The following is a 24,193-nucleotide window of genomic DNA, read 5'->3' on the forward strand; positions in this document are numbered from 1 at the left end:
GATGATTCGGAGCGGGACACTCCGTGGCTTGGTCAAGAACGCCGGGGACTCCGTCACCAGGACGTACTGGCGGGAGGAAGCTGGTCGGCGATCACGGGAGGCAGCTCGGCCAGGCCCAGCAGCCCGGCGACCGCCCCGCCGGTCAGGCCGTGCCACGCGGCGGCCCGGCGCAGCATGGCGTGGCCGCTGCCGTACATCGGCACGGTGGCCGTCTCGGCGCCCGCGGCGCCCGCCCGCGCCGCGAAGTCCACGGAGGACCTGGGATCGGTCGTACGGTCCTGGTCGCCGTGCAGCAGCACCACGCGGCGGCCGCGCAGGTGCGCCACCGGTTCGCCGGTGGGGCACCAGGGCGCGAGGCCGACCACCCCGCGCACCAGCGGATGCCCGGCGGCCCGCAGCGCGGCGCGGGCCCCCATCGAGTGCCCCACCAGGATGATCGGCACCTCACCGGTGAGCAGCTCCAGCTCGCGCAGGGCCCGGCAGGCGTCCTGCGCCGCGTCCTCCCGATCGCCGTTCCAGCCGCGGCAGCGATAACGCACCCGCCCCATCAGCACGTCGCCTCCCGACGTGGACCGACGGATCGCGCCCTCGAAGAGCCGCAGCCGCGCGTCCGGCAGATTCCACGGTGGCGGCGCGGCGGTCCCGTGCTCGCGGCCGCCGTGCAGCAGGAGCACCGCGGCACGGGGCTTCTCGACCCGCCCGCTCAGCTCCAGCGCTGAGCGGTGGCCATCGCGGAAGGGCACAGGAACTCCTCGACATGTCGGTGACCGGCCGCCCGTCGGCCCCGTCCGGCCCGCCTAGCGCGCGGTGCGCGAGCCGACCTCGTCCAGGGTCTCACCGTCGGACAGCCGGGCCCGCACGGTCACATCGGGGTCCTTGGGCGCCCTGACGGCCAGGGTGCGGCCCCGCTCGGTCGCGTCGACCTCGCCGGTCACCTCGATCCCGGTGACCTCGCGGCTGCCCGCGGCGAGGAGATAGCGGCGCCCGGAGCCCGCGGTCCAGGGGGTGGCGGCCACGATGTGCTGGCCGAACCGGCTACAGGCAGCGGTCGACCGTGCCTGCCCGACGAGCTTCGCCGGTGCGGTGGCGGACGTCGTGGGCGCGCGGAACTGTACGAGGACGTCGCCGGGGCCGCGCCAGGTGGACGCGCGGGTGCAGGACCACACTGCCTTGCCTCCTTGTTCGGGCAGGTCCTGCTCGGCGAAGTCCCATTGGTTGACGGCCCGCACGCCGCTGTGCCGCAGCTCGGGGAGTCGGCACGCGGTGCGGGCCCAGCTCCGCAGCGCCGCGCCGCTGGTGGCCTCGCGCGGCTGGCGGGGCGGCGCTCCGGTGCCGGGCAGGGGGGTGTAGCTGAGATGCGCGGGAGCGAGGCCGCCCAGGTCGGTGACGAGGAAGGCGTGCTTCTCCACGATCTTGCCGGAGGAGCGCAGCTGCAGGACCGGCAGGCTGTCGCACGGCCCCTTGCCCGGCGGCTGGGCGACGGCATCGGTGACGCCTTCGTCCGACATGTCGAGCGGGCGGCCGGGGGAGTCGGGGGTCAGCAGGTCGCGCGTCTGCGCCTCGGCGATCCAAGGGGCGGTCAGGTAGCGGATCTTGCCCGACGCGCGGCTGACGACGAGCGCGGCCGCCGTGGTCACGTCGGCCTCGTCGGAGCGGGAGACGGTCAGGGACGCGGAGCCGCTCGGCGATGAGACCGCTTCGGCGTAGCGGACGACGCGTCGGCCGTCGTGGAACAGCACGACCGCCTCCCGGCCGACGTCACCCGCGTACAGCAACTGGGTCTGGCCGGGCGGCGGTTCGGCGCTGGTGGACCTGGCGACGCCGATGCGGGTGCCGCGTGGCGGATCGGTCCAGGTGGCGAGCGCGCGAGTGATCAGCTCGTCGTCGTCGGCGCGCGCACCGCGTGCGGGCCATGCGGTGAAGTCCACGCGCGAGGTGTCGGCCCAGGCGTCGGGCGGGGTCCGGACCAACTGATCCGGCGTAACGGCTAGTTGGACGTCGGCCGTTCGGTCGCGCTCGCCGGGGGGAGCGGCCCCGACGCCGGTCAGCAGTATCGCGCAGCAGAGGGCGACGAGGCCCGCGGCGAGCCAGGAGAGCTGGTACCGGCGCCTGCGGCGCAGCAGATCGGTCGGGCGGGTCTGTACGGAACAGGCGTCGAACTCCCGTGAACGCAGCAGCGTTTCCGTCGTCTCGCCAGCGGCCGCCTCCAAGTCGCCCGCGGTGTCGACTGCCCGCTCCGGCCGAGGAACATCGGCGGCGGCGAGCAGCTCGACGACCTCGGAGCGCGAAAGACCTTCCAGCTGGAGCAGCACGAAGGCCGCACGGGCGGGCGCGGGTACCTCGGAGAGGACCTGCCCCAGCGCGATCTCCTCGCCGCCCCCGGCGCGCGGGAACAGCCGCAGCCCCCAGACCATCGGGAGCATGGGGCGCAGCGTGCGCGGAGGCGGAAGGAAGCCGGGCCAGCCGCGCGGACGGCGGTCGTGGGCCAGCGCCGAGCGCAGGACGCGCGCCCGCGTGCCGGCGACCGCGGGGTCGGGTCTGCCCCTTCGCTGCTCGGGCACACGGGGCGCGGGCCGCCCGATGCGGAATCCGGGCAGGGCGCGCTGTACCAGAGCGTGGGCGACGAGGACTCGCCGATGCCTGCTGAGGGTGTGGGGGAGCGTGAGGTAGGCGAGGCGTACGAGACGGGTGTACTGGTCGACGATGACGGCTTCGGCCTGGTCAAGGGCCACCCGCCCGGACACCTTCGCCGAGGGCCGTTGCGATGTGCTCATCGATCAAGAAGCCTTCCAAAGGCTGACGACGTTGCGTCCTGACCAGGTTCAAACGAGTGAATCGTGCGATGGTCACAGGCATCCCGGCATCCCGGCTCTGGCCATTGCGTCGCTGTGGTGGACGTGGACGTGGACGCGGAGATGGAGGTGGCGACGGCAGCGTCCGGGCGGAGGAGGCTCTGCCTCGACACTCCACCGGGACCACTTGCTTCCGTCACCACCTCCGTGTGTCCGAGGTCCCCCACGACCCCTTCGGACACCCGTCATTCGTCGGGGACGGCGTGCTGGATTGGTTCTGTTGCGCGTTCGCTTCACGCCCCCTTCGGCGCCAGGAATGCAAGAGCGCCCCTCCGCACGCCCCCCATCACGCCCTGAATTGCGCCCCCTGATGTTCATGGAACGCGCTTGCCGTGCAGGTCAGAACGCGCTTTCCAGAAGAAGGTGGGGTGGCGCGGGTCTCTCTCGCTTGGCTGAATCGGCTCGGTTCTGCACGACCCCGATTCCGATGGCCGGTGAACGGATCCGGGACCGGCGTGTGTATCTGGCACCTACCGTCCACTCGGGGGCCGACGACCCCTCTGAGCGGCCACGGTGTCCTGGAGCACCTGCTTCCGCAGTGTCATCTCCCGTCCCGTGTCTCTCATTTCGTACCCCTAAGGGTTGGCCAGCATTTTTCCGCCAGGTTTCACAGAATCCGCACAGACCCCCCAGGTGGGACGCACTATGTGACGCGTCAGAGCGACACGGACACACACTGCGATGTGTGACCGCGTCGTTGGGGGGCGGGCCATGGGGTGGAGACACCCCCTGCGCTCGACCGGGAGGGGACCACACACCGCATGAATCACACCGCGCGAGCGGCGGCTCTCGGCGCCGGCGCTCTGCTTCTCGCGCTCTCGCTGCCCGGCGCTCCGGCCTCGGCGGCCGAGCTGCCACGCATCGACCTGCGCGTCCTGGTGGTGACCGACGGCGGTCCTGCCACCGCCGCGCTCACCGCCGAACTCGACACCCAGGGGACGCCGTACACCACCGTCGACCTGCGGCAGAGCGGGCGGCCGGTGATCGACGCCGCGTTCCTGGCCGACCGTGTGGACGGCCGGGCCCGCGCCAAGTTCCAGGCCGTCGTGCTGCCCAACGACAATCCGTTCGGGGCCGGTTCCGCCGAGATGGCGGCCCTGGCCTCCTACGAGCAGACCTACGCCATCCCGCAGGTCGACGCCTACACCTACGCCAGGCCCGAAGCGGGCCTGCGGACACCGGAGTTCAGCGGCTCGCTCGACGGGGTGCGGGCCCAGGTGACCGCATCGGGCAAGAGCGGCCCCTTCGGCTATCTCGCCGGGCAGGTGCCCTTCGAGGACAACGCGCCCTCCGTCGGCGAGAGCTACGGGTTCCTCGCCGAGCCCGCACCGGGCGCCGACTTCACGAGTTACGTGGACGCACCGATACCCGGCGCCTCCGGCCGTGGCTCGCTCGTGGGCGAGTACCGCCACGACGGGCGGCGCGAGCTGGTGGTGACCTTCGTCTACAACCAGCACCAGCAGCAGTTCCGCCTCCTCGCCCGCGGCATCGTCGACTGGATGACCCAGGGCGTCCAGCTCGGCTCGTCCCGCAACTACTTCGCCGTGCACGTCGACGACGTCTTCGGCGCCGACGACCGCTGGGACACCGAGCTCAACTGCACGCCGGGCGACGTGGACTGCCCGCCCGGCCAGGGCACGCCCGACCCGATCCGGATGACGGCGGACGATGCGGCCTACGCGGCCCAGTGGTCCAAGGGCCGCAAGTTCCCGCTCGACATGGCCTTCAACGGCGGCGGCAGCGAGCTCTACCGCGAGGAGAACGGCGGCGCGGACCCGCTGGCGGACCGGCTGATCGCCGACCGCGCCGAGCACCGCTGGATCAACCACACGTACAACCACCCCTTCCTCGGCTGCGTCCAGGACGTCAGCACCGTGCCGTGGACCTGCGCGAAGAACGCGGACGGCAGCACGCGATACACCACCCGCGCCGAGATCTCCCAGCAGATCTCCGACAACCGCAACTGGGGCCAGCGCGCCGGACTCCCGCTCCAGAACGGCGAGTTGGTCACCGGTGAGCACTCCGGGCTCAAGGTGCTCCCGCAGCAGCCCGACGACAACCCGAACCTGGGCACGGCCCTGCGGGACAACGGCGTGACCTGGCTCGGCTCGGACAACTCCCGGGACCGGGGGCAGCGCCAGGTGGGCCCCGCGCTGACCGTGCCGCGCTTCCCGATGAACGTCTTCTACAACGCGGGCCGCGCGGGCGAGCAGATCGACGAGTACAACTGGATCTACACCCGCAAGGCGGACGGCGGCAGCGGCGTCTGTGAGAACTCCTCCGTCGCCACCTGCCTGGAGAGCCCGCTCGACTCCGTCACCGGCTACCAGGACCACATCGTGCCGGTCGAGTCGACGATCGCGCTCGGGCACGTCCTGGGCAACGACCCGCGGCCGCACTTCATCCACCAGTCGAACCTCGCCGAGGACCGCATCGCCTACCCCGTGCTCGGCTCGGTCCTCGACGCGTACGGCGCGCTGTTCGCGGACAGCGCGCCCGTGGTCAACCTGCGGATGGCCGACATCGGCGGCGAGCTGCGCTCCCGCGCGGCCTGGGACACGGCCGTCAAGGCCGGCAAGGTCACCGCCTACCGGATCGGCGACAAGGTGACGGTCCAGGCCCCGTCCGGCGTGGCCGCCCGCGCCACCATGCCCACCGGCACCGTCCAGCAACTCCTCCTGGGCACCGGCCCGTTCGGGTCCGCCTACGCCGGAAGAACCTCCGGCTGGGCGTCCCCGGGGCTGCTCCAGAGCCGGGTCACGCTCGACCTGCCGTCCGCCCCCACCGTGGGCACGGCGGCGGCCGAGCGGGCCGACGTCCCGAAGGCGGCCAAGAAACTGCCCGTCCCCTCCGGCGTCACCCGGTACGTGAAGCCGGGCGCCGACGGCCACACGCCACGCGCGCTGCCCACCCGGCGCTGACCTTCCGGTCGCACCCGGCGGCCGGCCGGCCCCTCCCGACCGGCCCCGGGTTCACACCGCGCGCGGCACGCCTTCGTCGTCGCACCCCGCCCCGCCGTCCCGGGGCCGCACACCGCACCACCTCCCCCCGCGCCCGTACGTCCCGCACGTCGCCGTTCACGGAACACGCCCAGCCCCGGTCCACCGGGTCGGGCGCCGCCGTCGGCTCCCTCGCGTTCGTATCTCACCCGCGGAGCCCCGCCATGCCCGACTCACCCTCACCGGTGCCGATACCGGCGCCCTTCTCCCTGCCGTCGCCCCGCCCCGCACGGACCCGCGTCACCCTGCTGACCGAAGGCACCTACCCGCACAGCCACGGTGGCGTCAGCGTCTGGTGCGACCAACTCGTGCGCGGCATGCCCGACATCGACTTCGGCGTGCTCGCCGTCACCGGCACCGGCAGCGAGAGCCTCGCCTGGGAGCTCCCGCCGCACGTCGACGCTCCCGTCTGCCTGCCCATGTGGGGCCCGACCCCCGCCGGACACGCCCCGCGCGGCCGCCGTCGACGCCAACTCCTCGGCTCCTACGAGCAGTTCCTCGCCGCGCTGCTCGACCCGGCCGCCGAGGACGGCTTCGCCCCCGCACTCCACGACCTCGCCCGGCACGCCCGCGACGGCGCCCTGGCCCCCGCGCTGCGCACCGACCGCGCGGTGCACGTCCTGAGCTCGGTGTGGAACGTCCCCGGCCGCGCGACCGCCGAGGCGCGGCCCACGCTGCACGACGCGGTCACCGCCACCGGCCTGCTCGAACACGCGCTGCGGCCCCTCGCGGCCCGGCCGCCCGAGCACGGCGTCGCACACGCGGTCAGCGGCGGCATCGCGGCCCTGCCCGGCCTGGTGGGACGCCAACTCCACGGCGTGCCATTGCTGTTGACCGAGCACGGCGTGTATCTGCGCGAGCGCTACCTCGGCTACCGCACCGGACCGTACAGCTGGCCCGTGAAGGCCCTGCTGCTCGGCTTCTTCCGGCTGCTCGCCGAAGAAACGTACCGCCAGGCCGCCCTGATCACCCCGGGCAACCGCTACAACCGCCTCTGGGAGGAGCGCGGCGGCGCGGACCCCGCCCTCATCCGCACCGTCTACAACGGCGTGGACCCCGAGGCGTTCCCGCCCGCGGGCCCCGAGCCGCAGAGCCCCACCCTGAGCTGGGCGGGCCGGGTCGACCCGATCAAGGACCTGGAGACCCTGATCCGTTGCTTCGCCCTGGTCAGGCAGGAGATCCCGGACGCACGGCTGCGCCTGTTCGGCGGCACACCGCGCGGCGGCGAGGCCTACCGCGAGCGCTGTGAGGCACTGGCCGCCGAGCTGGGCCACGGCGACGCGGTGGTCTTCGAGGGCCGCGTCGAGCACATCAAGGACGCCTACTCGGCGGGCAACGTCGTGATGCTCTCCAGCATCAGCGAGGGCTTCCCCTTCACCCTGATCGAGGCCATGTCCTGCGGCCGGGCCACCGTCTCCACGGATGTCGGCGGCGTGCGCGAGGCCGTGGGCCCCACCGGCCTCGTCGTGCCGCCGCGCGCACCGGAGGCCATGGCGCGGGCCGTCGTCGAACTGCTCCGCGACCCCGCGCGGCGCGCCGCGATGGGCGAGGCGGCCCGGCTGCGGGTGATCGAGCAGTTCACGCTCCGCCAGACGGTGGACGCGTTCCGCGCGATCTACGAGGAACTGGCCACGACCGGCCAACCAGACGCTGTACAGGCGGAGTTCGCCGACCACCTCATCACGGACGAGGTGGCGGGATGAGCGGCCCCCTCCCTCTCGGGCCGCGCCGCCGCGCCCCCCGCTGGGCGGAGACCGACGGTGCCTCCAGCGCGGAGGACACCCTCGCGCTGCGCCTGGCACGCCCGCCCCGCACCGTCCACGACGACGGCAGACCCCGCACACGCCCCGGCGTCGCACTGCGCCCCGCCAGGCTCGACGACCCCGTCGACCGGCTCGCCGCCGAACTCGCCGACGACGCGGGCGCGGCCGTGCACGCCTACGAAGTCGCCGCGCTCCTGGAGTCGCAGGGCCTGACCGGCGACCGGATCCAGGAGACCTATGGGCACCCCGATCTGTTCTCGCTGGCCGACGCCGTCTTCCGGCGGGTTCCGCGCAGCCATCCGAAGCCGCCTGTGCCGCCCGACCCCTGGCGGCCCGACCATCTGCGCTGCGCCCTGCGCGGGCTGCTCTTCGCGCTCCCCGGCACGGCCTACGTACTGGCGCAGGGCGCGTGGGGTTCGACCACCGGGCTGTACGGGCTGATCGCCGCGGCCCTGGTGTCCTGGGCCTGGTCCCAGGCGCTGAGCCACCGGGCCTACAGCCGGCTCGCGGCCGGGCGGCACGAGGCCGGGCGCACCCTGCTGGTCGGAGCCCCGCTGGGCGCCGTGGCCGCGTCGGCGACCGGGCTGCTGGTCGCGGGTCCTGGGGCCGCCGCGCTGTTCGCCGTCGGGCAGTCCTGCTATCTCGCCGCGGCCGGGTTGCTGCTCGTGCTGGGCCGCGAGAAGATCCTTGCGGCGGCGCTCCTTCCGGTCGTGCTGGCCGCGGCCGCCCAGCCGTGGTGGCAGCCGCCGCAGCTCCTGCGGACCGGCCTGCCGCTGCTGACCGTGCTGTTGGCGACGGCGGCCGCGGGACACGCACTGCGCTCGGCGCTTCGGGCGCCTCCCGCGCCGGGGCCCGCACCGCGCCTGGTGGGCTCCCTTCCGTACGGTCTCTTCGGTCTCGCGGCCGGGACGCTGACCGCGGTGGCAGGACATCAGGAGCCGTACGCCGTCATCGTGCTGACGCTGAGCATGGGCCCCGCCGAGTGGCTGCTCTACCGCTACCGCGGACTGGCCGTGGCCGCCCTGCACGCCTCGACCACCCCCCGGGGCTTCAGGCTGCGCGCCACGCGTGCGCTTGCGGTGTGCGGCGTCGCCTATCTCGTCCCGCTCGCCCTGGGCGCCGTACTCGTCGGGGCGAGCGCGGCCCGGCTCGTCCTGCTGGGCGCCGTGCTGTGGCTCGCGCTGCTCCTCCAGGCGTTCGGCGCGGCCTGGCCGTCCGCCGCGCCCTGCCTGGCCGCCGCGGCCACCGCCACGGCGCTTCCGCTCACCGGCATGGTCTCGGTGCCCATCGCGCAACTCATCGGCTGTAGCGCCGCGGTCCTGGCGCTCCTCGCCGTCGCCGTCCACCACTTGGGCAGGCCGACGGCGCACGCCTGAGCCGCCCCGCGCCGCTCGGCGCCCCCTTCACCGGGCCCGGCCCCCGCCCGTCGCACCACCGCGTCACCGTCCCGTCATCAGTCATCAGTCATCAGTCACCGGTCATCCGTCATCGGTTCATCAGCCACATCAGGAGCACTCATGGCATCCGCACCACTCGTCGCCGTCACCGGAGCCGAGGGCTTCATCGGCTCGCACCTGACCGAGGCCCTGGTCGCCTCGGGCCACCGGGTCCGCGCGATGGCGCAGTACAACTCCTTCTCCTCCTACGGCTGGCTGGAGACCCTCGCGCCCGAGGTGCTCGCCGAGGTCGAGATCGTCCTGGGCGACGTGCGTGACCCGGGCTCGGTCCGCGGCCTGGTCACCGGCGCCGAGACCGTCTACCACCTGGCCGCCCTCATCGCGATCCCGTACTCCTACCAGGCCCCGCACAGCTACGTGGACACGAACGTCACCGGCACCCTCAACGTCCTGGAAGCCGTGCGCCACCTGGAGATCCCGCGCATGGTGCACACCTCGACCAGCGAGACCTACGGCACCGCGCAGACCGTGCCGATCACCGAGGACCACCCCATCAACACCCAGTCCCCGTACGCCGCTTCGAAGGCGGGCGGCGACCGGCTCGCCGACAGCTACCACGCGAGCTTCGAGACGCCCGTGGTCACCCTGCGCCCCTTCAACACCTTCGGCCCTCGCCAGTCGATGCGTGCGGTCATCCCCACCGTCATCGGCCAAGTCGCCTCGGGCTCAAGGGAGATCACCCTCGGCGACCTGCGGCCGACCCGCGACTTCACCTTCGTCGCGGACACCGCGCAGGCCTTCATCGCGGTCGGTACCGCGCCGGCGGAGGCCGTCGTCGGCCGCACCTTCAACTCCGGGACGGGCGGCGAGATCTCCGTCGGTGACCTGGTGCGGCTCATCGGCAAGGTGATGGAGGCCGATCTCGACGTGCGCGAGGACGAGCAGCGCATCCGTCCCACCGCCTCCGAGGTGATGCGCCTGGTCGCCGACGCGAGCAGGCTGCGCGCGGCCACCGGCTGGACCCCCGGGCACGACCTGGAGCAGGGCCTGGCCCGCACCGTCGAGTTCTTCCGCGACCCGGCCAACCTGGCCCGCTACAAGACGGACATCTACAACATCTGAGCCATCCCTGACCGGCCGTCAACCGACCGTCACCTGATCGTCAACCGCTCTGCTCATCAGGCCACTTGACCACTTCGGGTCACCCACAGGGGAGACGAACCATGCACGCAGTCATTCTCGCCGGCGGCAAGGGCGTCCGGCTCCGGCCGTACACCACCGCGCTGCCCAAGCCGCTGGTCCCGATCGGCGACCAGCACGCGATCCTGGAGATCGTGCTGCGCCAGCTGGCGACCGCCGGCTTCACCAGCTGCACCATCGCGATCGGCCACCTCGGCCACATCATCCGCGCCTACGTCGGCAACGGCGCCCGCTGGGGCCTGCGCGTGGGCTACTCCACCGAGGACAGCCCGCTGGGCACCATGGGCCCGCTCCTGACGATGATGGACCGGCTGCCCGAGCACTTCCTCGTGATGAACGGCGACATCCTCACCGACCTGGACTACTCGGACGTCCTGAACAGCCACACCGCGTCCGGGGCGCCGCTGACCATCGCGACGTACGCACGCGAGGTGCGCATCGACTTCGGCGTGCTCACCACCGAATCGGAGCGCGTGGTCGCCTTCACGGAGAAGCCGAGCATCGACTACCGCGTCTCCATGGGCGTGTACGGGCTCTCGCGCGACACGCTCGCCCACTACACGCCCGGCCTGCCGCTCGGCTTCGACGAGCTCGTCCTCGACCTGCTGAAGTCCAAGACCCCGCCGCACGCCTACGCGTTCGACGGCTACTGGCTCGACATCGGACGCCCGGACGACTACGACCGCGCGAACGCGGAGTTCACCACGCACCGCTCCCTTCTCCTCAAGGGAGCGTGACGGGGCCGTGCGCATTCTCGTCCTGGGCTCCACCGGATACCTGGGCGGGCACATCGCCGAGCGGCTGCACGCCCTGCCGGGCGTGCGGCTGCTCCGCGGCGGCCGCGCCCCCGCGGACGACCTGCGGGTCGACCTCGCCGCCATGACGCCCGCCGCACTGGCCGAGCAGCTGACCCGGGCCGAGCCCGACGCCGTGGTCAACTGCGTGGGCGCGGTCGGCGGCAGCGCGCTGACCCTCGCCGAGGCCAACTCCCGGGGCCCCGCGGCCCTGTGCGAGGCCCTGCGCACGGCGGCGCCCGCCGCGCGCCTTGTGCACCTGGGCTCGGCGGCCGAGTACGGGCCGACCGGCATGGGCGAACGGACGGCGGAGGAAGCCCCCGCCCGCCCGGTCGCCCCGTACGGCGCCACGAAGCTGGCGGGCACCCTCACGGTGCTCGCCACGGAGCTCGACGCGCTCGTGCTGCGGGTCACGAACCCGGTGGGCCCCCGGGCTCCCCGGGCCGGACTGCCGGGGCGGCTCACCGCCGAGCTGGGCCGCGCGGTGACCCGGACCCCGCACGGCGGCGTCCAGGTCGGCGACCTGTCCGCGTACCGGGACTTCGTCGACGTACGCGATGTGGCGCACGCCGTCGAGCTCGCCCTTGCCCTGCCGGGGCGGCTGCCGCGGCTGCTCAATATCGGCAGCGGCCGTGCCGTGCCGGTGCGCGACCTGGTGCATGGCCTGGTCGGCGCCGCGGGCTTCACCGGGCGGGTGGAGGAGTCGCTCGGCAAGGTGGGCCGCTCGGTGGCCGTGCCGTGGCAGTGCGCCGACATCGGCGCCGCGGAACGGGAGTTGGGCTGGACGCCGACGTACTCCCTGCGCGATTCCGTGACCGCGCTGTGGGAGGCCGACGGCGCGCCGCACGCCCGCCTCGCAGATGAGGACAGGTCGCGCCTTGCGCCCGCCGCCGGGGAGCCGCGATGACCCTGCTCGTGCCGTTGTACGTGCACCCGGCCGCGGACCCCGCGGCCTGGGAGGCGCTCGTGGCGGCCGCGCCCCAGCTGTACGGCGTCGTCCTGAACGCCGCCGACGGCCCGGGCGCGGCCCCCGACCCCGCGTTCACCGCCGCATCGCGGACACTGCGCGAGGCGGGGGTGCGCGTCCTGGGGTACGTCGACACGGCGTACGGACAGCGGTCGATCGCGGCCGTCACCGACGACCTGGACCGGCACCGCGCGTGGTACGACGTGGACGGCTGCTTCTTCGACCAGGTCTCGCCGGGCCGCCGCGAACTGCGACACTGCCGACGCCTGGTCCGCTCGGCACGGGGGAGGGGCGCGGGCACGGTGGTCCTCAACCCGGGTGTGCATCCGGCGCCCGGGTACGCCCGCGCCGCCGATCTGCTCGTCACGTTCGAGGGGCACTGGACGACGTATCTGCACTCGTTCACCGCCCCGTCCTGGACGGCCAGGCACCCGCCCGAGCACTTCTGTCACCTCGTCTACGGGGTGCCGCCCGCGCTGACACGCCTCGCCGGACGCACCGCCGTACAGCGGGGCGCGGGCGTGCACTGCGCGGTGCCCGGCGCGGGGCCCAACCCCTGGACCCAACCGCCGCCCCTGACCACGGCCGGAGGAATGTCGTGAGGCACCGCCGCCTGCTCGGCCCGGTGCTCGCCGCCGTCCTGCTGCTCGCCGGGTGCTCGTCGGCGCCGCAGGAGGAAGGCACCCCGGACCGGTGGCGGCCCCGGCCCGGCACCACCTGGCAGTGGCAGCTCAACGGCCGCGTCGACCCGCGCGTGAACGTGCCCGTCTACGACATCGACGGGTTCGAGAACCGCGCGTCCGACGTGGCCCGGCTGCACCGCGACGGCCGCCGCGTCATCTGTTACGTCAACGCCGGTGCCTGGGAGTCCTTCCGCCCGGACAGCGACGACTACCCCGCGTCCGTCCTCGGGCGCCCCAACGGCTGGAAGGGAGAGCGCTGGCTCGACATCCGGCGCCTGGACGTGCTGCGCCCGCTGCTCGCGGAGCGCTTCGACATGTGCCGCCGCAAGGGGTTCGACGCGGTCGAGCCGGACCTCCTGGACAGCTATCTCAACCGCACCGGTTTCCCCCTGACCGCACGCCATCAACTGGCCTTCAACCGGATGGTCGCCCGCCTCGCACACGACCGCGGCATGTCCGTCGGCCTGAAGAACGACCTCCCGCAGATCCCGCAACTCGTGCGGGACTTCGACTTCGCCGTCAACGAGGAGTGCGCCCAGTACGACGAGTGCGCGTCGCTGACCCCCTTCATCAAGGCGGGCAAGGCGGTCCTGCACGTCGAGTACGCCGTGCCCAACGAGAAGTTCTGCGCCCAGGCGCGCCGCCTCGGCCTGTCCTCGATGAGCAAGAAGCTGAACCTGGACACGTGGCGCAGGCCCTGCTGAGTCGATCGGGGGACGCCGCGTAACGGACGATCTTGCCCTCGCGTTGGTCTGCCGGGGCCCGGCAATGTGGGCCGGGCCATGACGAAGGCTTGAGGGGCACTCATCATGCACGACATCACCAGGAAGATCGCCGCGGGCGTCGGCGCCATGGCCGCGGCGCTCGGCTGCGTCGTCGTCACCGGTCCTTCGGCGGCGGCCGACGGCAAGTGGTGCAACCACTCGGTCTGCATCGAGACCTACGACAGCGGCACCTACCTCGGCCGGGTGGAGGTGTCGGTCACCAACACCAACCAGCCGAACCGGATCAGCGCGCGCGTGTGGACCACCAACGGCTGGAGCGCCAACACCAAGGTGGAGGACGTCGCCAAGTTCCGGACCTACCGGGACCAGGCCTACCCGCAGCGCCACTTCCCCGCGGGCACCCGGCTGTGCGCGGAGGGCTTCCGGGGCGGGGCCAGCGTGGGCCTGCCCTGCGTCACGCTCACCGACTGACCCCGCCGGTCAGCCGTACTGACGACAGCGCCCGGGGAAGACGGCCCGGACGCGCGCGGTGACGAGGGCGAGGGCGGCCCGCGATGCGGCGGTGTCGGGGTCGGAGCCGAGCTGCAGGGCCAGGCCCTCGGTCAGACAGTGGAGTTCGAGTGCGGCGAGGTCCGGGTCGGTGTCGGCCGGGACCTCGCCGCACTCCTTGCCGTTGTGGACCGCCGTGGCGAGCATCGAGCGGATGAGCCGGCCCGTCTCGGCGTGGGACCGGGCCAGGCGGGGGTTGTCGACGGTGCGGCCCAGGAAGGCGAGCACCACCCGGTGGGCCGAGCGGCGGCGCGGGTCCGCCGGGAGCCATTCGGCCAGTCCATCGACGACGACGTCACGGATCGGCAGCCGCCGGCGCGTGGCGCGTTCCCCCAGGGCGGAGACCCGGTCGAGGATCTGCTGGACGACGCGTTCGTGGGTGAACAGCAGCATCTCGTCCTTGGTCGGGAAGTAGTGCTGCACATGGCCGACGGAGCAGCCCGCCGTCGCGGCGGTCCGCGCCACGGTGACTCTGTCGAGCCCCTCTTCGGTGACCAATTTCTGTACGGCGTCGGCGACCTGGATGCGCCTTGCTTGGTGATCGACGACCTTCGGCATGCCGTCAGGGTATCCGCCGGTGGGCCTTGCGGAACGTTTTTACCATATGCTCATATGGTAAAAACGCTGGGCCGTCGATCAGCGGACCGTCGATCAAGGGGTGACTGCGGACATGGCAGTGGCAGTGAAGGCGAAGAGACGCCAAAGGCGGGCGCGATTACGGCAGTTGACGTGTGCGGTGCTCCTGGCGGGCACGGTGACGGCCGCGGGCGCGGGCCTCGCGGCACCCGTCGCCGCCGCCGAGGAGGGGCACGCGGGGGAGTGGTCGGAGGTGGACGCGTTCGTCGGCGGCCGACTCGACGCGACGGATACGCCCGGCGCCGCGCTCGCGGTGATCGAGGACGGCCGCGTCGTGCACGAGAAGGGTTTCGGCGAGGACGGCCGGGGCCGGACGGTCACGCCCGACACTCCGTTCCTGTGGGGCTCGGTCTCCAAGCCGGTCACCGGCCTCGCCGTGATGCAGCAGGTGGAGGCCGGCCGCGTGGACCTCGACGCGCCGGTGCGCGGATACCTTCCGTGGTTCCGGCTCGCCGACCGGGACGCGTCCGACCGCATCACGGTCCGGCACCTGCTCACCCACACCAGCGGCATCCCCACCGCCGCGTCCGGCGAGATCGGCGACCGCTACGACAACGCGCCAGGCGCTCTGGCCGACGCGGCCCGCGACCTGGCACGCGTCGAGCCCGCCGACCGGCCCGGCGGCTCCTTCGCCTACTCCAGCGCCGGTTACGCCGTACTCGGCGCACTGGTCGAAAAGGTGTCAGGGCGCCCGTTCGGCACCTATCTGCACGAGGAGATCCTCGACCCGCTCGGGATGGAGCACGCCGTCGCCACCGAGGGAGACTTCACGCGAGAGCGGGTGGCGCCCGGCCACCGCTCCCTCTTCGGCACCCCTGTCCCGTTCGACGCGCCCTACGACACCTCGGGCGTTCCCTACGGCCATGTAGGCGGCAGCGCAAGGGACTTGGCCCGCCTAGCCCTCGCCGAGCTGGGCGGAGGAAAGCTGCACGGCCGACAGGTGCTGTCGGCGAAGGGAATCGCCGACACCCAGCGCGGCCACGTCGACAGCAGCGCCGACCGCTACGGCCTCGGCTGGTCGGTCGGCACGCTCAAGGGCACGGGGGAGCGCATGGTCTGGCACGACGGGGCGCTGCCCGGCTTCCAGGCCATGGTGGTCATGCTGCCCGACAGCGACCGGGCCGTGATCGTCCTGCAGAACGCCTACCACCAGCTGCGGGCCGAGGAGTTCGGCGACGCCGCGTTCGGGGCGGCGCAGTTGCTGGCTGGCGCGGACCCCCGCCGCACGCCGGTCGACCCGATCGCCGTCGCCCTGCCCTGGGCCGCGGCAGCCCTCGCCGGGGCGCTGCTCCTGGGCGTGGCCGCCCCGGCCCTGCGCCGGCTGCCCGGACGGCGGGCCGCGGTGCGTGGCCGCTCCCGGCGCAGGATCGTGGTGGCCACCGTCGCGTCGGTCACCGCCGCGCTGGGCGTCGCGGCGCTCCTGTGGCGGCTGCCGTCGGCCCTCGGGGGCACGCTGCCGATGGCGCTGCTGTGGCTGCCCGACGTGGGGTGGGGGCTGATCGCCGCCATCGCGCTCGCCTTGCTGCTGGCGGTGGAGCGTACGGTCCTCGCGGCCGTGGACCTGTGGCGACTGCGCGGCGGCGGGTAGACCGGTCAGGCCGGTTCGCGTGTCGGGGCCGGGGTCGGGGTCGGGGCCTCAGGGGTACTCCCGTTGTCGTACGCACCTTGCGCGCGCTGCTCCTATCGTGAGTTCCGTGACCCCCACCTCCCGCCCCGGGCAGCGGCGCATCCCGTGGCCGCTGCCGCCGCAGCTCACGGACCTGGCCGTGGCCGCGGTCGTCGCGCTCCTCACGGGCCTGGACGCTGCGGTCAACGACTCCGGGCACCGCCAGGCCGACTGGCTGACGTGGCTGCTGTTCGCCGTGTCCGTCGCCGCCCTCCTGGTGCGCAGCCGGTGGCCGGTCGCCGTCACCGTCGTCACCGGGGCGGCCTGCGCGGGCTGGGCGCTCCACGGACACATCGGGGAACTGCTCAATCTGCCGGTGATGGTCGCGCTGTACGCCATCGCCGTGCAGGGCGACCGGCGCCGCACGCTGCGTACCGCCGTGGTCGCCGCCCTCGTCTCGGGGGTGGTGTCGGTCATCGCGGGCAAAGACGTGGCGCAGCCCCAGGGTGCCCCGCTCCTGGAGATGCTCTGGCCCCTCGTACCCCTGCTCCTCGGTGAGGTGGTGCGCGGACGGCGCGAGTTGATGCGGGAGTACGCCGGACGGGCCGAGCGTGCCGAGGCCGACCGGGAGCGGGAGGCGCGGCGCAAGGTCGACCAGGAGCGGGTGCGCATCGCGCGGGAACTGCACGACGTGGTCGCCCACACCGTGTCGGCGATGACCGTCCAGGCGGGCCTGGCCCTGGACGCGCTCGACAGCAGGCCGGAGGTGGCGCGGACGGCGATGCGGCAGGTGCGGACATCGGGCAAGGAGGCCGTGCGCGAGCTGCGCGCCACGGTGGGCGTGCTGCGCGAGGGGCGCGAGGCCTCCGTCGACCCGGCGCCCCGCCTCGCGCAGCTCGACGAACTGGTGGAGGGGGTGCGCGGTACCGGCCTCCGGGTGTCCCTGCATGCCGACACCGACACCGACACCGCCACCGATTCGGGCGCGGGCACCGGTGGCCGGGAGCTGCCGCGGCTGGTGGAGTTGGCGGCGTACCGCATCGTCCAGGAGGCGCTGACCAACGTGATCAAGCACGCGGAGGCCCGGCACGTGGCGGTGTCGGTGGTTGTCGCGGGCGGCAGGCTCGCCGTGGAGGTCACCGACGACGGGCCCGCGACCGCCGAGGGTCCGGGGGAGGGGTACGGCCTGATCGGCATGCGGGAGCGGGCCACCGCGATGGGCGGCGACCTCGAAGCGGGGCCGCTGCGGGGCGGCGGGTGGCGGGTGCGTGCGGTGCTCCCCGTCGAGAGCGGAGCGACGCCGTCCGCCGAGGACGGAGCGACGTCGTGCGTCGAGGGCGGAGGGGCGCTGTCTGGCGAGGGCGGAGGGGCGTCGCACGCCGAGCGCGGAGCAACGTTCCCCGAGGGACCCGAGGGAGGGGCGGCATGAGCGACCGGCGGATCAGGGTGCTTCTCGCCGACGACCAGACCGTCGTCCGCGCGGGCTTCCGCGCCCTGCTCGACCTCACCGACGACCTGGCGGTGGTCGGCGAGGCCGCGGACGGCATCGCGGCCGTGGAGCTGACCCGCACCACCCGCCCCGACGTCGTCCTGATGGACATCCGCATGCCGCGTGCCGACGGCCTCGAAGCCACCCGGCGCATCGTCGCCGACCGCACGCTCGACGCCGTACGCGTCCTGGTCCTGACGACCTTCGAGGCCGACGAGTACGTCTTCGAGGCGCTGCGCTCAGGAGCCGCGGGCTTCCTGCTCAAGGACATCGAACCGGACGACCTGCGCACCGCGATCCGCACCGTCGCCGCCGGGCAGAGCCTCCTGTCGCCCGGTGTCACCCGCCGGGTGATCGAGGAGTTCGCCCGCCTCAAGGCGCCCGAGGCCGAGGCGCTGCGGCTCCTCGATCCGCTGACCGACCGGGAGCGCGAGGTGCTCGCGCTGGTCGGCCGCGGGCTGGCCAACGACGAGATCGGCGCACGTCTGCTCATGTCGCCGCTCACCGCGAAGACGCACGTCAGCCGGGCGATGACGAAGCTCGGGGCGCGGGACAGGGCGCAGCTGGTGGTCCTCGCGTACGAGACCGGCCTGGTGCGCGCGGGCGAGGGCTGACGGCGGGCGGCGCTTCCCGGGCCCGATGGCGGCTGCCCCCGTTGCGGTGCGGCTGTTCCTGAGGGCCCCTGGGCCCTGTGGCGGCTGCTCCCTAGGGTCCGCGGTGGCTGCCCCGGGTCCTATGGCTGCTGCTCCTGATGGCCCGCGGTGGCTACTCCCGGGGGAGTAGCCACCGACTCCCGTCGGCAGATGTCCGGGGTGCCCGGCCTCCGTAGCGTCGACGGCATGATCGAAGCACGGGAACTCACCAAGCGGTACGGCGGCAAGGCGGCCGTCGACCGGCTCACCTTCACCGTCCGCCCAGGCCGCGTGACCGGCTTCCTGGGCCCGAACGGCGCCGGGAAGTCGACCACCATGCGCATGATCCTGGGCCTCGACGCGCCCAGCGGCGGCGCGGTCACGGTCGACGGCCGGCGCTACGACCGCCTCGCGGCGCCCCTGCGCGAGGTCGGCTCGCTCCTGGACGCCAGGGCGGTGCACGGCGGACGCACCGCGCGACAGCACCTCCTGGGCCTGGCGCGCAGCAACGGAATCGGCGCACGACGGGTCGACGAGGTCCTCGGAGCGGTGGGCCTCACCGACGTCGCCGGTCAGCGCGCCAAGGGGCTCTCGCTCGGCATGGGCCAGCGCCTGGGCATCGCGGCCGCGCTGCTCGGCGACCCCGGCGTGCTCATCCTCGACGAGCCGGTCAACGGCCTGGACACCGAAGGCATCCGCTGGATCCGCGACCTGCTCAAGTCCCTTGCCGCGGACGGCAGGACGGTGTTCCTCTCCAGCCACCTCATGAGCGAGATGGAGCTGACCGCCGATCACCTGATCGTGATCGGCCGCGGCCGGCTCCTCGCGGACACGGACATGAGGGACTTCATCGAGACCAACTCCCAGGGCGCCACCCTGCTGCGTACGCCCGACGCCGAGGCGCAGCGGATGCGGACCCTCCTTGAGACGGCGGGCGCGTCCGTGCGCCTGGACGCGCGCGGCGGCTGGCGGGTCGGCGGCCTGACACCCGCCGAGATCGGCGAACTGGCCCGCACCCAAGGCCTGGCGATCCACGAACTCACGCCGGTCTTCTCCTCCTTGGAGGAGGTCTACACCGACATGACGCGGGCCTCGGTGGAGTACCGGGGCACGGCGACGACGTACGAGTCCCATGCGCGGGACGAGGCAAAGGAACCGGTCCGATGACGAAGCCAGTGACGAAGACAGCAACGACGACACACGCCACGACGGCGGCCACGACAGCGACGACGAGCCCGGGCGTCCCCGGCTTCCGCGAGGCCCTCGCCTTCGAGTGGACCAAGTTCGCGGGCCTGCGCTCCACCCGCTGGACCCTCCTGGTGACCGGCGCACTGACGGTGGTCGGTGCCGTGTTCGTCGGCCTGAGCGGCAGCCTGCAGCCCGACGACACGGTGCTCGGCGGCAGCCTCACCCTCAGCGTCGTCTCGCTGATGGTCGCGGGCGCGGTGGGCGCGCTGACCGTGTGCGGCGAGTACGCGAGCGGCACCATCGCCGCCACCCTCACCGCCGTACCGCGCCGCGGCCGGGTGCTCGCCGCCAAGGCGGCGCTGCTGGTCTGCCTGCTGTACGCCACCGGGCTCGTCTCCTGCGCGGCGGCGTATCTCCTCGGCGGCGCGATCCTGGAGGACGGCACCTACGCCCCCGGGGAACCTCTGCCCGCGCTGTTCGGCATCGCCGGGCTCTTCGCGCTCGTGGGCCTGCTCGGCCTGGCGGTCGGCACCCTCCTGAAGCACGCGGCCGGGGCCATCGTCACGGTGGTCGGCGTCCTGCTGCTGCCGTCCCTGTTCGGACCGCTGCTCGGCGACCTCCAGCGCTGGGTGGCGGGGGCGACGCCGACGGCGGCCCTGGAGAAGCTCACGCAGACCTCGGACGCGAGCCCGGAGACGGTCGGCAGCCTCGGCGCCTGGCCCTCGCTCGGCCTGGTCGCCGCGTACACGCTGCTGCTCGTCGGCGTGGCCGCGTGGCGCCTGCGCCGACGTGACGTCTGACCACTCGGCTTTGCGATTCTTTTACAGTGGGTGTAGAAGTTAGCCATACTTCTACACCCACTGTCGTCGTGCGGCCGGGGTGCTCGCCCGACGCGTGGCGGGATGCCCCGGCCGCGCCGAGAATGACCGGCACGCCCCCGACAACGACCACAACGACCGGCACGCCCCTTCATCGGAACGGAGCCACTGTTGCTGTCCGCCGTACTCGGCCTGCTCGCCGTCCTCGTCCTGACCGCGGGCACCGGCTACTTCGTCGCGCAGGAGTTCGCGTACGTGGCCGCGGACCGCCTCGCTCTCGCCCGCGAGGCGGAAGCGGGGGACCGGCGGGCGGCCCGTGCCGTGCAGGTCCTCGGGCGGCTCTCGTTCATGCTGTCGGGCGCCCAGCTGGGGATCACCGTCACCGGCCTGGTCGTCGGCTTCCTCGCCGAGCCGTCCGTGTCCGGACTCCTGAAGCCCGCCCTGGACGGCACCGGCCTCTCGGACGGCGCCGTCTCCGCCCTCTCCGTGGTCCTGGGCTTCGTCTTCGCCACCGTCCTCCAGATGGTCCTCGGCGAGCTCGCCCCCAAGAACCTCGCGCTCGCCGTCCCCGAGCGGCTCGCGAAGTCCCTGGCCGCCTCCACGCTGGCGTACCTGAAGGTCGTCGGCCCGGTCGTCCGCGTCTTCGACGGCGCCGCCAACCGGCTGCTGCGCGCCATCGGCATCGAGCCCGTCGAGGAACTGCACCACGGCGCCACGCTCGAAGAGCTCAGCCACCTCATCGGCGAGTCCCACGAGCACGGCCAGATCCCGCGCGAGAGTGCCGAACTCCTCGACCACGCCCTGGAGTTCTCCGAGCGCACCCTGGACGAGGTGATGGTGCCCCGGGCGGACGTCACCTTCGTGCGCAAGGACGCCACGGCGGACGAGGCCGTGCGGCTCATCGCCGCGCACGGACACTCGAACTACCCCGTCATGGGCGACCACCCCGACGACGTCGCGGGCGTGCTCGGGGTGCGCGAGCTGATGCGGCTGCCCGCCGGACGTTTCGGCCGCACCACGGCGGGCGAACAGGCCCGGCGCCCGCTGCTGCTGCCCGACACGCTGCCGCTGCCGGGCGCGGTGGCGCAGATGCGCGAGCGGGACGACGAGTTCGCCGTCGTCCTCGACGAGCACGGGGGCGTGGCGGGCATCGTGACGTACGAGGACATCGCCGAGGAACTGGTCGGGGACATCGCCGACGAGTCCGACACCGTCGTCGAACTCGCTGTGGCCGACGGCGGCGGCTGGTTCGTCGACGCGGGCCGCCGCCTGGACGAGGTGGCCGACGCGACCGGCATCGACCTGCCCGAGGAGAACGACTACGACACCGTGGCCGGACTCGTCGTCGACCGGCTCGGCCGCTTCCCGGCCATCGGCGACCGGCTGACCGTGGAGCTGTCCGACGGCAGCCGGGTGTCCGTCGCCGTACTCGGCCTCGACCGCCACGTCCCGGAGCGCGTACGGATCGAGCGCCTGCCGGTGGCGGACGTGCCGACCGCCGAGGAGACCACCGCATGAGCTTCCCCCTGGCCCTCTTCGTCACCGTCCTGCTGCTGATCGCCAGCGGCTTCTTCGTCGCCGCGGAGTTCGCCCTGGTCGCCGCCAAGCGGCACCGCATGGAGCGCGCGGTCGCCGCCGGACAGCGCGGCGCCAAATCCGCGCTCGCGGGCATGCGGGAGCTGTCCCTGATGCTCGCCGGCGCCCAACTCGGCATCACCGTCTGCACCTTGGGGCTCGGATCGGTCTCCAAGCCCGCCATCTCCCATGAACTCGACCCGCTCCTGGAGAAACTGGGCCTGCCCGCCGGGCTCAGCTACGGCATCGCCTTCGCGCTCGCCATGGTCGTCGTGGTGTTCCTGCACATGGTCGTCGGCGAGATGGCCCCCAAGTCCTGGGCCATCGCCCACCCCGAGCGCTCGGCGATGCTGCTCACCCCGCCCTTCCGGGCCGTGGTCAAGGCCGTACGCCCCCTGCTCGGCCTCCTCAACAAGGTCAGCAACGCGCTCGTACGCCTGTGCAAGGTCACCCCGCGCGACGAGCTCACCTCGGTCCACAACCGCGAGCAACTCGGCCACCTGGTCCAGGAGTCGTGGCGGCTCGGGCTGATCAGCGAGGCCGACTCGGGCCTGATCACCACCTCGCTCACCGCGCCGCTGACGGCGGTCGGCGACCTCCGGACCGCTGCCGCACAGATCACCTCCGTCCCCGCCGACGCGAGCATCGACGAGGTGCTGGAGGTGGCAGCGGCGAGCGACCGCACCCGGCTGCTCGTCACGGACGGCGCCACCGTCCTGGGCTCGGTGCACGCCCGTGACGCCCTGGTGGCGCGGGCCCGCAGCCGCGCCCTGACCGCCCGCGAGCTGGCGCGCCCCGTCCCGGAGCTCGCCGCCGACGACACCGTCGCCCACGCCGTCGAGGAGCTGCGCCGCCGCCGTGCCTCGCTGGCCGTGCTCTGCGACGCGTCGGGCCGCCTCACCGGCCTGGTCAGCCTGGACGACCTGCTCGCCCACCTGATGGAACCGCGAAAGCCGGTCTGATGGCCCGTCCGATGCCGCTTCGCCAGGCAGGAAACGCCACCCCCTACGGGGATGTACGGGCGGCGTGTCCTGTGTCTACTGTGCTCGCCATGTCCCGTGCCGACGAAGTCACGTGTCGTCACCCGGCAGCCCGCGTGCGCGCGGCGCCGCGGTGAAGTTCCGAAGGCCGCCTCCGCCTTGCCCGCAGGCGGTCGTCTACCGGTCCGCCCCGGCGACGGTGCCCGCGGGCCACCAGGTCATCACGCTCCTGGACGGCAGGGGCCGCGACATCGGGCACGTCGACTACCAGGTGTGCCACTCCTGCGCCGCCGCCCGCATCAACACGATCGCGATCGCCGGGCCCTGGCAGGGCATAGGCCTGGGACGCGAGGCGCTTCACCGCGCCGCCGACCCCTGGTCCACGTACGCCTGGACCACCTCGCGGCAGTCCACCGACGGCCGGAAGTTCTTCGCCGTGATGGCGGAGGAGTGCGGCATGGACTTCGTGCCGGGAGCCGTGGGGTGTCCGCACATCACCGCGCCGCCGTCGGGAGCCAGGTCCGGCGGAGCGCTGCTCTGAGGCGCCCGTCGACCGGCGATCCGCACGCGATAGCGTCGCCGCCGTGACGATCAACTCTCGTGGGAGCACCGCAGACGCCGCCGGAGACGCGGACGTGTCCGCCGGAGACGCGGAGGTGTCCGCCGGACAAGGACGAACGGCGCGGCGCGTCGCCGACGGCGTCGTCCTCCTGACGCCGCCCCTGATGTTCGTGGTGCCCGTGCTGCTGATCCGGGCCCGCCTGATCGACGACGGATACCTCTTCCTCAACCTGGTCTCGCTCTTCATCAGCGCCTTGGTGGCGGCCTACGCCCACATGGGATGGCGCGCCCGCCCACACGACGGCGACCTGCTGTCCGCCCGCACCCTGACCGGGCGGCACACCCTCGACCTCGCCCGCCTCACCAAGGTCGGCCGCATGGAGGTGCCCGGCCAGACCAGGACCGACGACCGGCTGATCCTCACCGACGCGCACGGCGTGCGGCTCGTCCTGGACAAGCTCGCGGGCGGGGAGGAGACGGTCGACGCCCTGGTCCGCAGGGCTCTGCTGAGCAGGCCGCGGGGCGCGGGCGTGGTCGTGTCGGACCGCGCCGCCGAACGCCTCGACCTGCGAACGGAGGTGAGCCGCCCGCACGGCCGCCTCAAGGCGGGCCGCACCATCCGCGAGGGGTTCATCGGATGGGTTCCGATGCTGTCGCTTCTCGTGGTCGCGCCGGTGGGCTTCGGCCTGCTGGTGGCCGCCTTCCTGCTCTCGGGCGCCATCTGAGGTTGCCGGGACACGGGCCACCAGGCATGACCGACCGCTGACCGGGGCACTCGG

The 24,193-nt window shown here is 73.3% G+C and carries 21 protein-coding genes; 18 read left to right on the forward strand and 3 right to left on the reverse strand.

Features of this window, described 5'->3' with window-relative positions:
• Nucleotides 1–53: 53 nt before the first annotated feature.
• Nucleotides 54–743, reverse strand: a complete 690-nt coding sequence (locus ACZ6ZP_RS11595; protein WP_351161655.1) for an alpha/beta fold hydrolase — start codon at nucleotides 741–743, stop codon at nucleotides 54–56.
• A 54-nt stretch (nucleotides 744–797) separates the two neighbouring features.
• Complete coding sequence (locus ACZ6ZP_RS11600) at nucleotides 798–2,774, reverse strand: hypothetical protein (protein WP_469406524.1); 1,977 nt, start codon at nucleotides 2,772–2,774, stop codon at nucleotides 798–800.
• Nucleotides 2,775–3,613: 839 nt separating this feature from the next.
• Between ACZ6ZP_RS11600 and ACZ6ZP_RS11605 the strand changes: the two genes are divergently transcribed.
• The 9 genes from ACZ6ZP_RS11605 (at nucleotide 3,614) to ACZ6ZP_RS11645 (ending at nucleotide 13,851) form a co-directional block, all read left to right on the forward strand.
• Nucleotides 3,614–5,773, forward strand: coding sequence for a hypothetical protein (locus ACZ6ZP_RS11605; protein ID WP_383827179.1), 2,160 nt, complete (start codon nucleotides 3,614–3,616; stop codon nucleotides 5,771–5,773).
• A 242-nt stretch (nucleotides 5,774–6,015) separates the two neighbouring features.
• Entirely contained in the window at nucleotides 6,016–7,554 is a 1,539-nt protein-coding gene (pelF, locus tag ACZ6ZP_RS11610; protein ID WP_351173704.1) for a GT4 family glycosyltransferase PelF, read from the forward strand.
• Entirely contained in the window at nucleotides 7,551–8,990 is a 1,440-nt protein-coding gene (locus ACZ6ZP_RS11615; protein WP_469406526.1) for a hypothetical protein, read from the forward strand. Before pelF ends, ACZ6ZP_RS11615 begins: the two co-directional genes overlap by 4 nt.
• 141 nt (nucleotides 8,991–9,131) lie before the next feature.
• A complete protein-coding gene (locus ACZ6ZP_RS11620; protein WP_351173710.1) occupies nucleotides 9,132–10,133 on the forward strand; it encodes an SDR family NAD(P)-dependent oxidoreductase in 1,002 nt (333 codons plus the stop codon).
• 101 nt (nucleotides 10,134–10,234) lie between these two features.
• Nucleotides 10,235–10,948: a nucleotidyltransferase family protein gene (locus tag ACZ6ZP_RS11625; protein WP_351173713.1), complete on the forward strand. Its 714-nt coding sequence runs from the start codon at nucleotides 10,235–10,237 to the stop codon at nucleotides 10,946–10,948.
• A 7-nt stretch (nucleotides 10,949–10,955) separates the two neighbouring features.
• Nucleotides 10,956–11,912, forward strand: coding sequence for an NAD-dependent epimerase/dehydratase family protein (locus tag ACZ6ZP_RS11630; protein WP_351173715.1), 957 nt, complete (start codon nucleotides 10,956–10,958; stop codon nucleotides 11,910–11,912).
• A complete protein-coding gene (locus ACZ6ZP_RS11635) occupies nucleotides 11,909–12,574 on the forward strand; it encodes a spherulation-specific family 4 protein (RefSeq protein WP_351173717.1) in 666 nt (221 codons plus the stop codon). Before ACZ6ZP_RS11630 ends, ACZ6ZP_RS11635 begins: the two co-directional genes overlap by 4 nt.
• The gene (locus ACZ6ZP_RS11640; protein ID WP_366464464.1) at nucleotides 12,571–13,359 is read left to right on the forward strand and encodes an endo alpha-1,4 polygalactosaminidase; all 789 of its coding nucleotides are present in this window, start codon (nucleotides 12,571–12,573) and stop codon (nucleotides 13,357–13,359) included. The genes ACZ6ZP_RS11635 and ACZ6ZP_RS11640 overlap by 4 nt, the downstream gene beginning before the upstream one ends.
• A gap of 105 nt (nucleotides 13,360–13,464) precedes the next feature.
• Nucleotides 13,465–13,851: a hypothetical protein gene (locus tag ACZ6ZP_RS11645; RefSeq protein ID WP_351173722.1), complete on the forward strand. Its 387-nt coding sequence runs from the start codon at nucleotides 13,465–13,467 to the stop codon at nucleotides 13,849–13,851.
• Nucleotides 13,852–13,860: 9 nt separating this feature from the next.
• Here the strand turns inward: ACZ6ZP_RS11645 and ACZ6ZP_RS11650 are convergent, their stop codons facing one another.
• The gene (locus tag ACZ6ZP_RS11650) at nucleotides 13,861–14,487 is read right to left on the reverse strand and encodes a TetR/AcrR family transcriptional regulator (protein WP_351173725.1); all 627 of its coding nucleotides are present in this window, start codon (nucleotides 14,485–14,487) and stop codon (nucleotides 13,861–13,863) included.
• Nucleotides 14,488–14,599: 112 nt separating this feature from the next.
• Between ACZ6ZP_RS11650 and ACZ6ZP_RS11655 the strand changes: the two genes are divergently transcribed.
• The 9 genes from ACZ6ZP_RS11655 (at nucleotide 14,600) to ACZ6ZP_RS11695 (ending at nucleotide 24,139) form a co-directional block, all read left to right on the forward strand.
• On the forward strand, nucleotides 14,600–16,153 hold the full coding sequence (locus tag ACZ6ZP_RS11655) for a serine hydrolase domain-containing protein (RefSeq protein ID WP_469406529.1): 1,554 nt from the start codon (nucleotides 14,600–14,602) through the stop codon (nucleotides 16,151–16,153).
• A 106-nt stretch (nucleotides 16,154–16,259) separates the two neighbouring features.
• Complete coding sequence (locus tag ACZ6ZP_RS11660; RefSeq protein ID WP_469406531.1) at nucleotides 16,260–17,600, forward strand: sensor histidine kinase; 1,341 nt, start codon at nucleotides 16,260–16,262, stop codon at nucleotides 17,598–17,600.
• Nucleotides 17,597–18,274 (forward strand): response regulator transcription factor, encoded by a 678-nt coding sequence (locus tag ACZ6ZP_RS11665; protein ID WP_351173734.1) that lies wholly within the window; start codon nucleotides 17,597–17,599, stop codon nucleotides 18,272–18,274. Before ACZ6ZP_RS11660 ends, ACZ6ZP_RS11665 begins: the two co-directional genes overlap by 4 nt.
• Before the next feature lie 225 nt (nucleotides 18,275–18,499).
• Complete coding sequence (locus ACZ6ZP_RS11670) at nucleotides 18,500–19,459, forward strand: ATP-binding cassette domain-containing protein (RefSeq protein ID WP_361473729.1); 960 nt, start codon at nucleotides 18,500–18,502, stop codon at nucleotides 19,457–19,459.
• Nucleotides 19,456–20,280 carry an ABC transporter permease gene (locus ACZ6ZP_RS11675; RefSeq protein ID WP_469406532.1) on the forward strand — a complete coding sequence of 275 codons (825 nt, stop codon included), beginning with the start codon at nucleotides 19,456–19,458 and terminating at the stop codon, nucleotides 20,278–20,280. The genes ACZ6ZP_RS11670 and ACZ6ZP_RS11675 overlap by 4 nt, the downstream gene beginning before the upstream one ends.
• Before the next feature lie 192 nt (nucleotides 20,281–20,472).
• The gene (locus tag ACZ6ZP_RS11680) at nucleotides 20,473–21,816 is read left to right on the forward strand and encodes a hemolysin family protein (RefSeq protein ID WP_469406573.1); all 1,344 of its coding nucleotides are present in this window, start codon (nucleotides 20,473–20,475) and stop codon (nucleotides 21,814–21,816) included.
• Nucleotides 21,813–22,835 (forward strand): hemolysin family protein, encoded by a 1,023-nt coding sequence (locus tag ACZ6ZP_RS11685; RefSeq protein WP_351173743.1) that lies wholly within the window; start codon nucleotides 21,813–21,815, stop codon nucleotides 22,833–22,835. The genes ACZ6ZP_RS11680 and ACZ6ZP_RS11685 overlap by 4 nt, the downstream gene beginning before the upstream one ends.
• Nucleotides 22,836–22,986: 151 nt before the next feature.
• Nucleotides 22,987–23,394 (forward strand): hypothetical protein, encoded by a 408-nt coding sequence (locus ACZ6ZP_RS11690; RefSeq protein ID WP_469406533.1) that lies wholly within the window; start codon nucleotides 22,987–22,989, stop codon nucleotides 23,392–23,394.
• A gap of 43 nt (nucleotides 23,395–23,437) precedes the next feature.
• Nucleotides 23,438–24,139, forward strand: coding sequence for a hypothetical protein (locus ACZ6ZP_RS11695; protein WP_469406534.1), 702 nt, complete (start codon nucleotides 23,438–23,440; stop codon nucleotides 24,137–24,139).
• The last annotated feature ends 54 nt before the right edge of the window (nucleotides 24,140–24,193 follow it).

The organism is Streptomyces sp. NPDC054047 (genome assembly GCF_055585065.1).

Coding starts and splice junctions, on each gene's coding strand:
- ACZ6ZP_RS11600 (WP_469406524.1), bottom strand. CDS start 2,774: ATGAGCACATCGCAACGGCCCTCGGCGAAGGTGTCCGGGCGGGTGGCC.
- ACZ6ZP_RS11605 (WP_383827179.1), top strand. CDS start 3,614: ATGAATCACACCGCGCGAGCGGCGGCTCTCGGCGCCGGCGCTCTGCTT.
- pelF (WP_351173704.1), top strand. CDS start 6,016: ATGCCCGACTCACCCTCACCGGTGCCGATACCGGCGCCCTTCTCCCTG.
- ACZ6ZP_RS11615 (WP_469406526.1), top strand. CDS start 7,551: ATGAGCGGCCCCCTCCCTCTCGGGCCGCGCCGCCGCGCCCCCCGCTGG.
- ACZ6ZP_RS11620 (WP_351173710.1), top strand. CDS start 9,132: ATGGCATCCGCACCACTCGTCGCCGTCACCGGAGCCGAGGGCTTCATC.
- ACZ6ZP_RS11625 (WP_351173713.1), top strand. CDS start 10,235: ATGCACGCAGTCATTCTCGCCGGCGGCAAGGGCGTCCGGCTCCGGCCG.
- ACZ6ZP_RS11635 (WP_351173717.1), top strand. CDS start 11,909: ATGACCCTGCTCGTGCCGTTGTACGTGCACCCGGCCGCGGACCCCGCG.
- ACZ6ZP_RS11645 (WP_351173722.1), top strand. CDS start 13,465: ATGCACGACATCACCAGGAAGATCGCCGCGGGCGTCGGCGCCATGGCC.
- ACZ6ZP_RS11650 (WP_351173725.1), bottom strand. CDS start 14,487: ATGCCGAAGGTCGTCGATCACCAAGCAAGGCGCATCCAGGTCGCCGAC.
- ACZ6ZP_RS11655 (WP_469406529.1), top strand. CDS start 14,600: ATGGCAGTGGCAGTGAAGGCGAAGAGACGCCAAAGGCGGGCGCGATTA.
- ACZ6ZP_RS11665 (WP_351173734.1), top strand. CDS start 17,597: ATGAGCGACCGGCGGATCAGGGTGCTTCTCGCCGACGACCAGACCGTC.
- ACZ6ZP_RS11670 (WP_361473729.1), top strand. CDS start 18,500: ATGATCGAAGCACGGGAACTCACCAAGCGGTACGGCGGCAAGGCGGCC.
- ACZ6ZP_RS11675 (WP_469406532.1), top strand. CDS start 19,456: ATGACGAAGCCAGTGACGAAGACAGCAACGACGACACACGCCACGACG.
- ACZ6ZP_RS11685 (WP_351173743.1), top strand. CDS start 21,813: ATGAGCTTCCCCCTGGCCCTCTTCGTCACCGTCCTGCTGCTGATCGCC.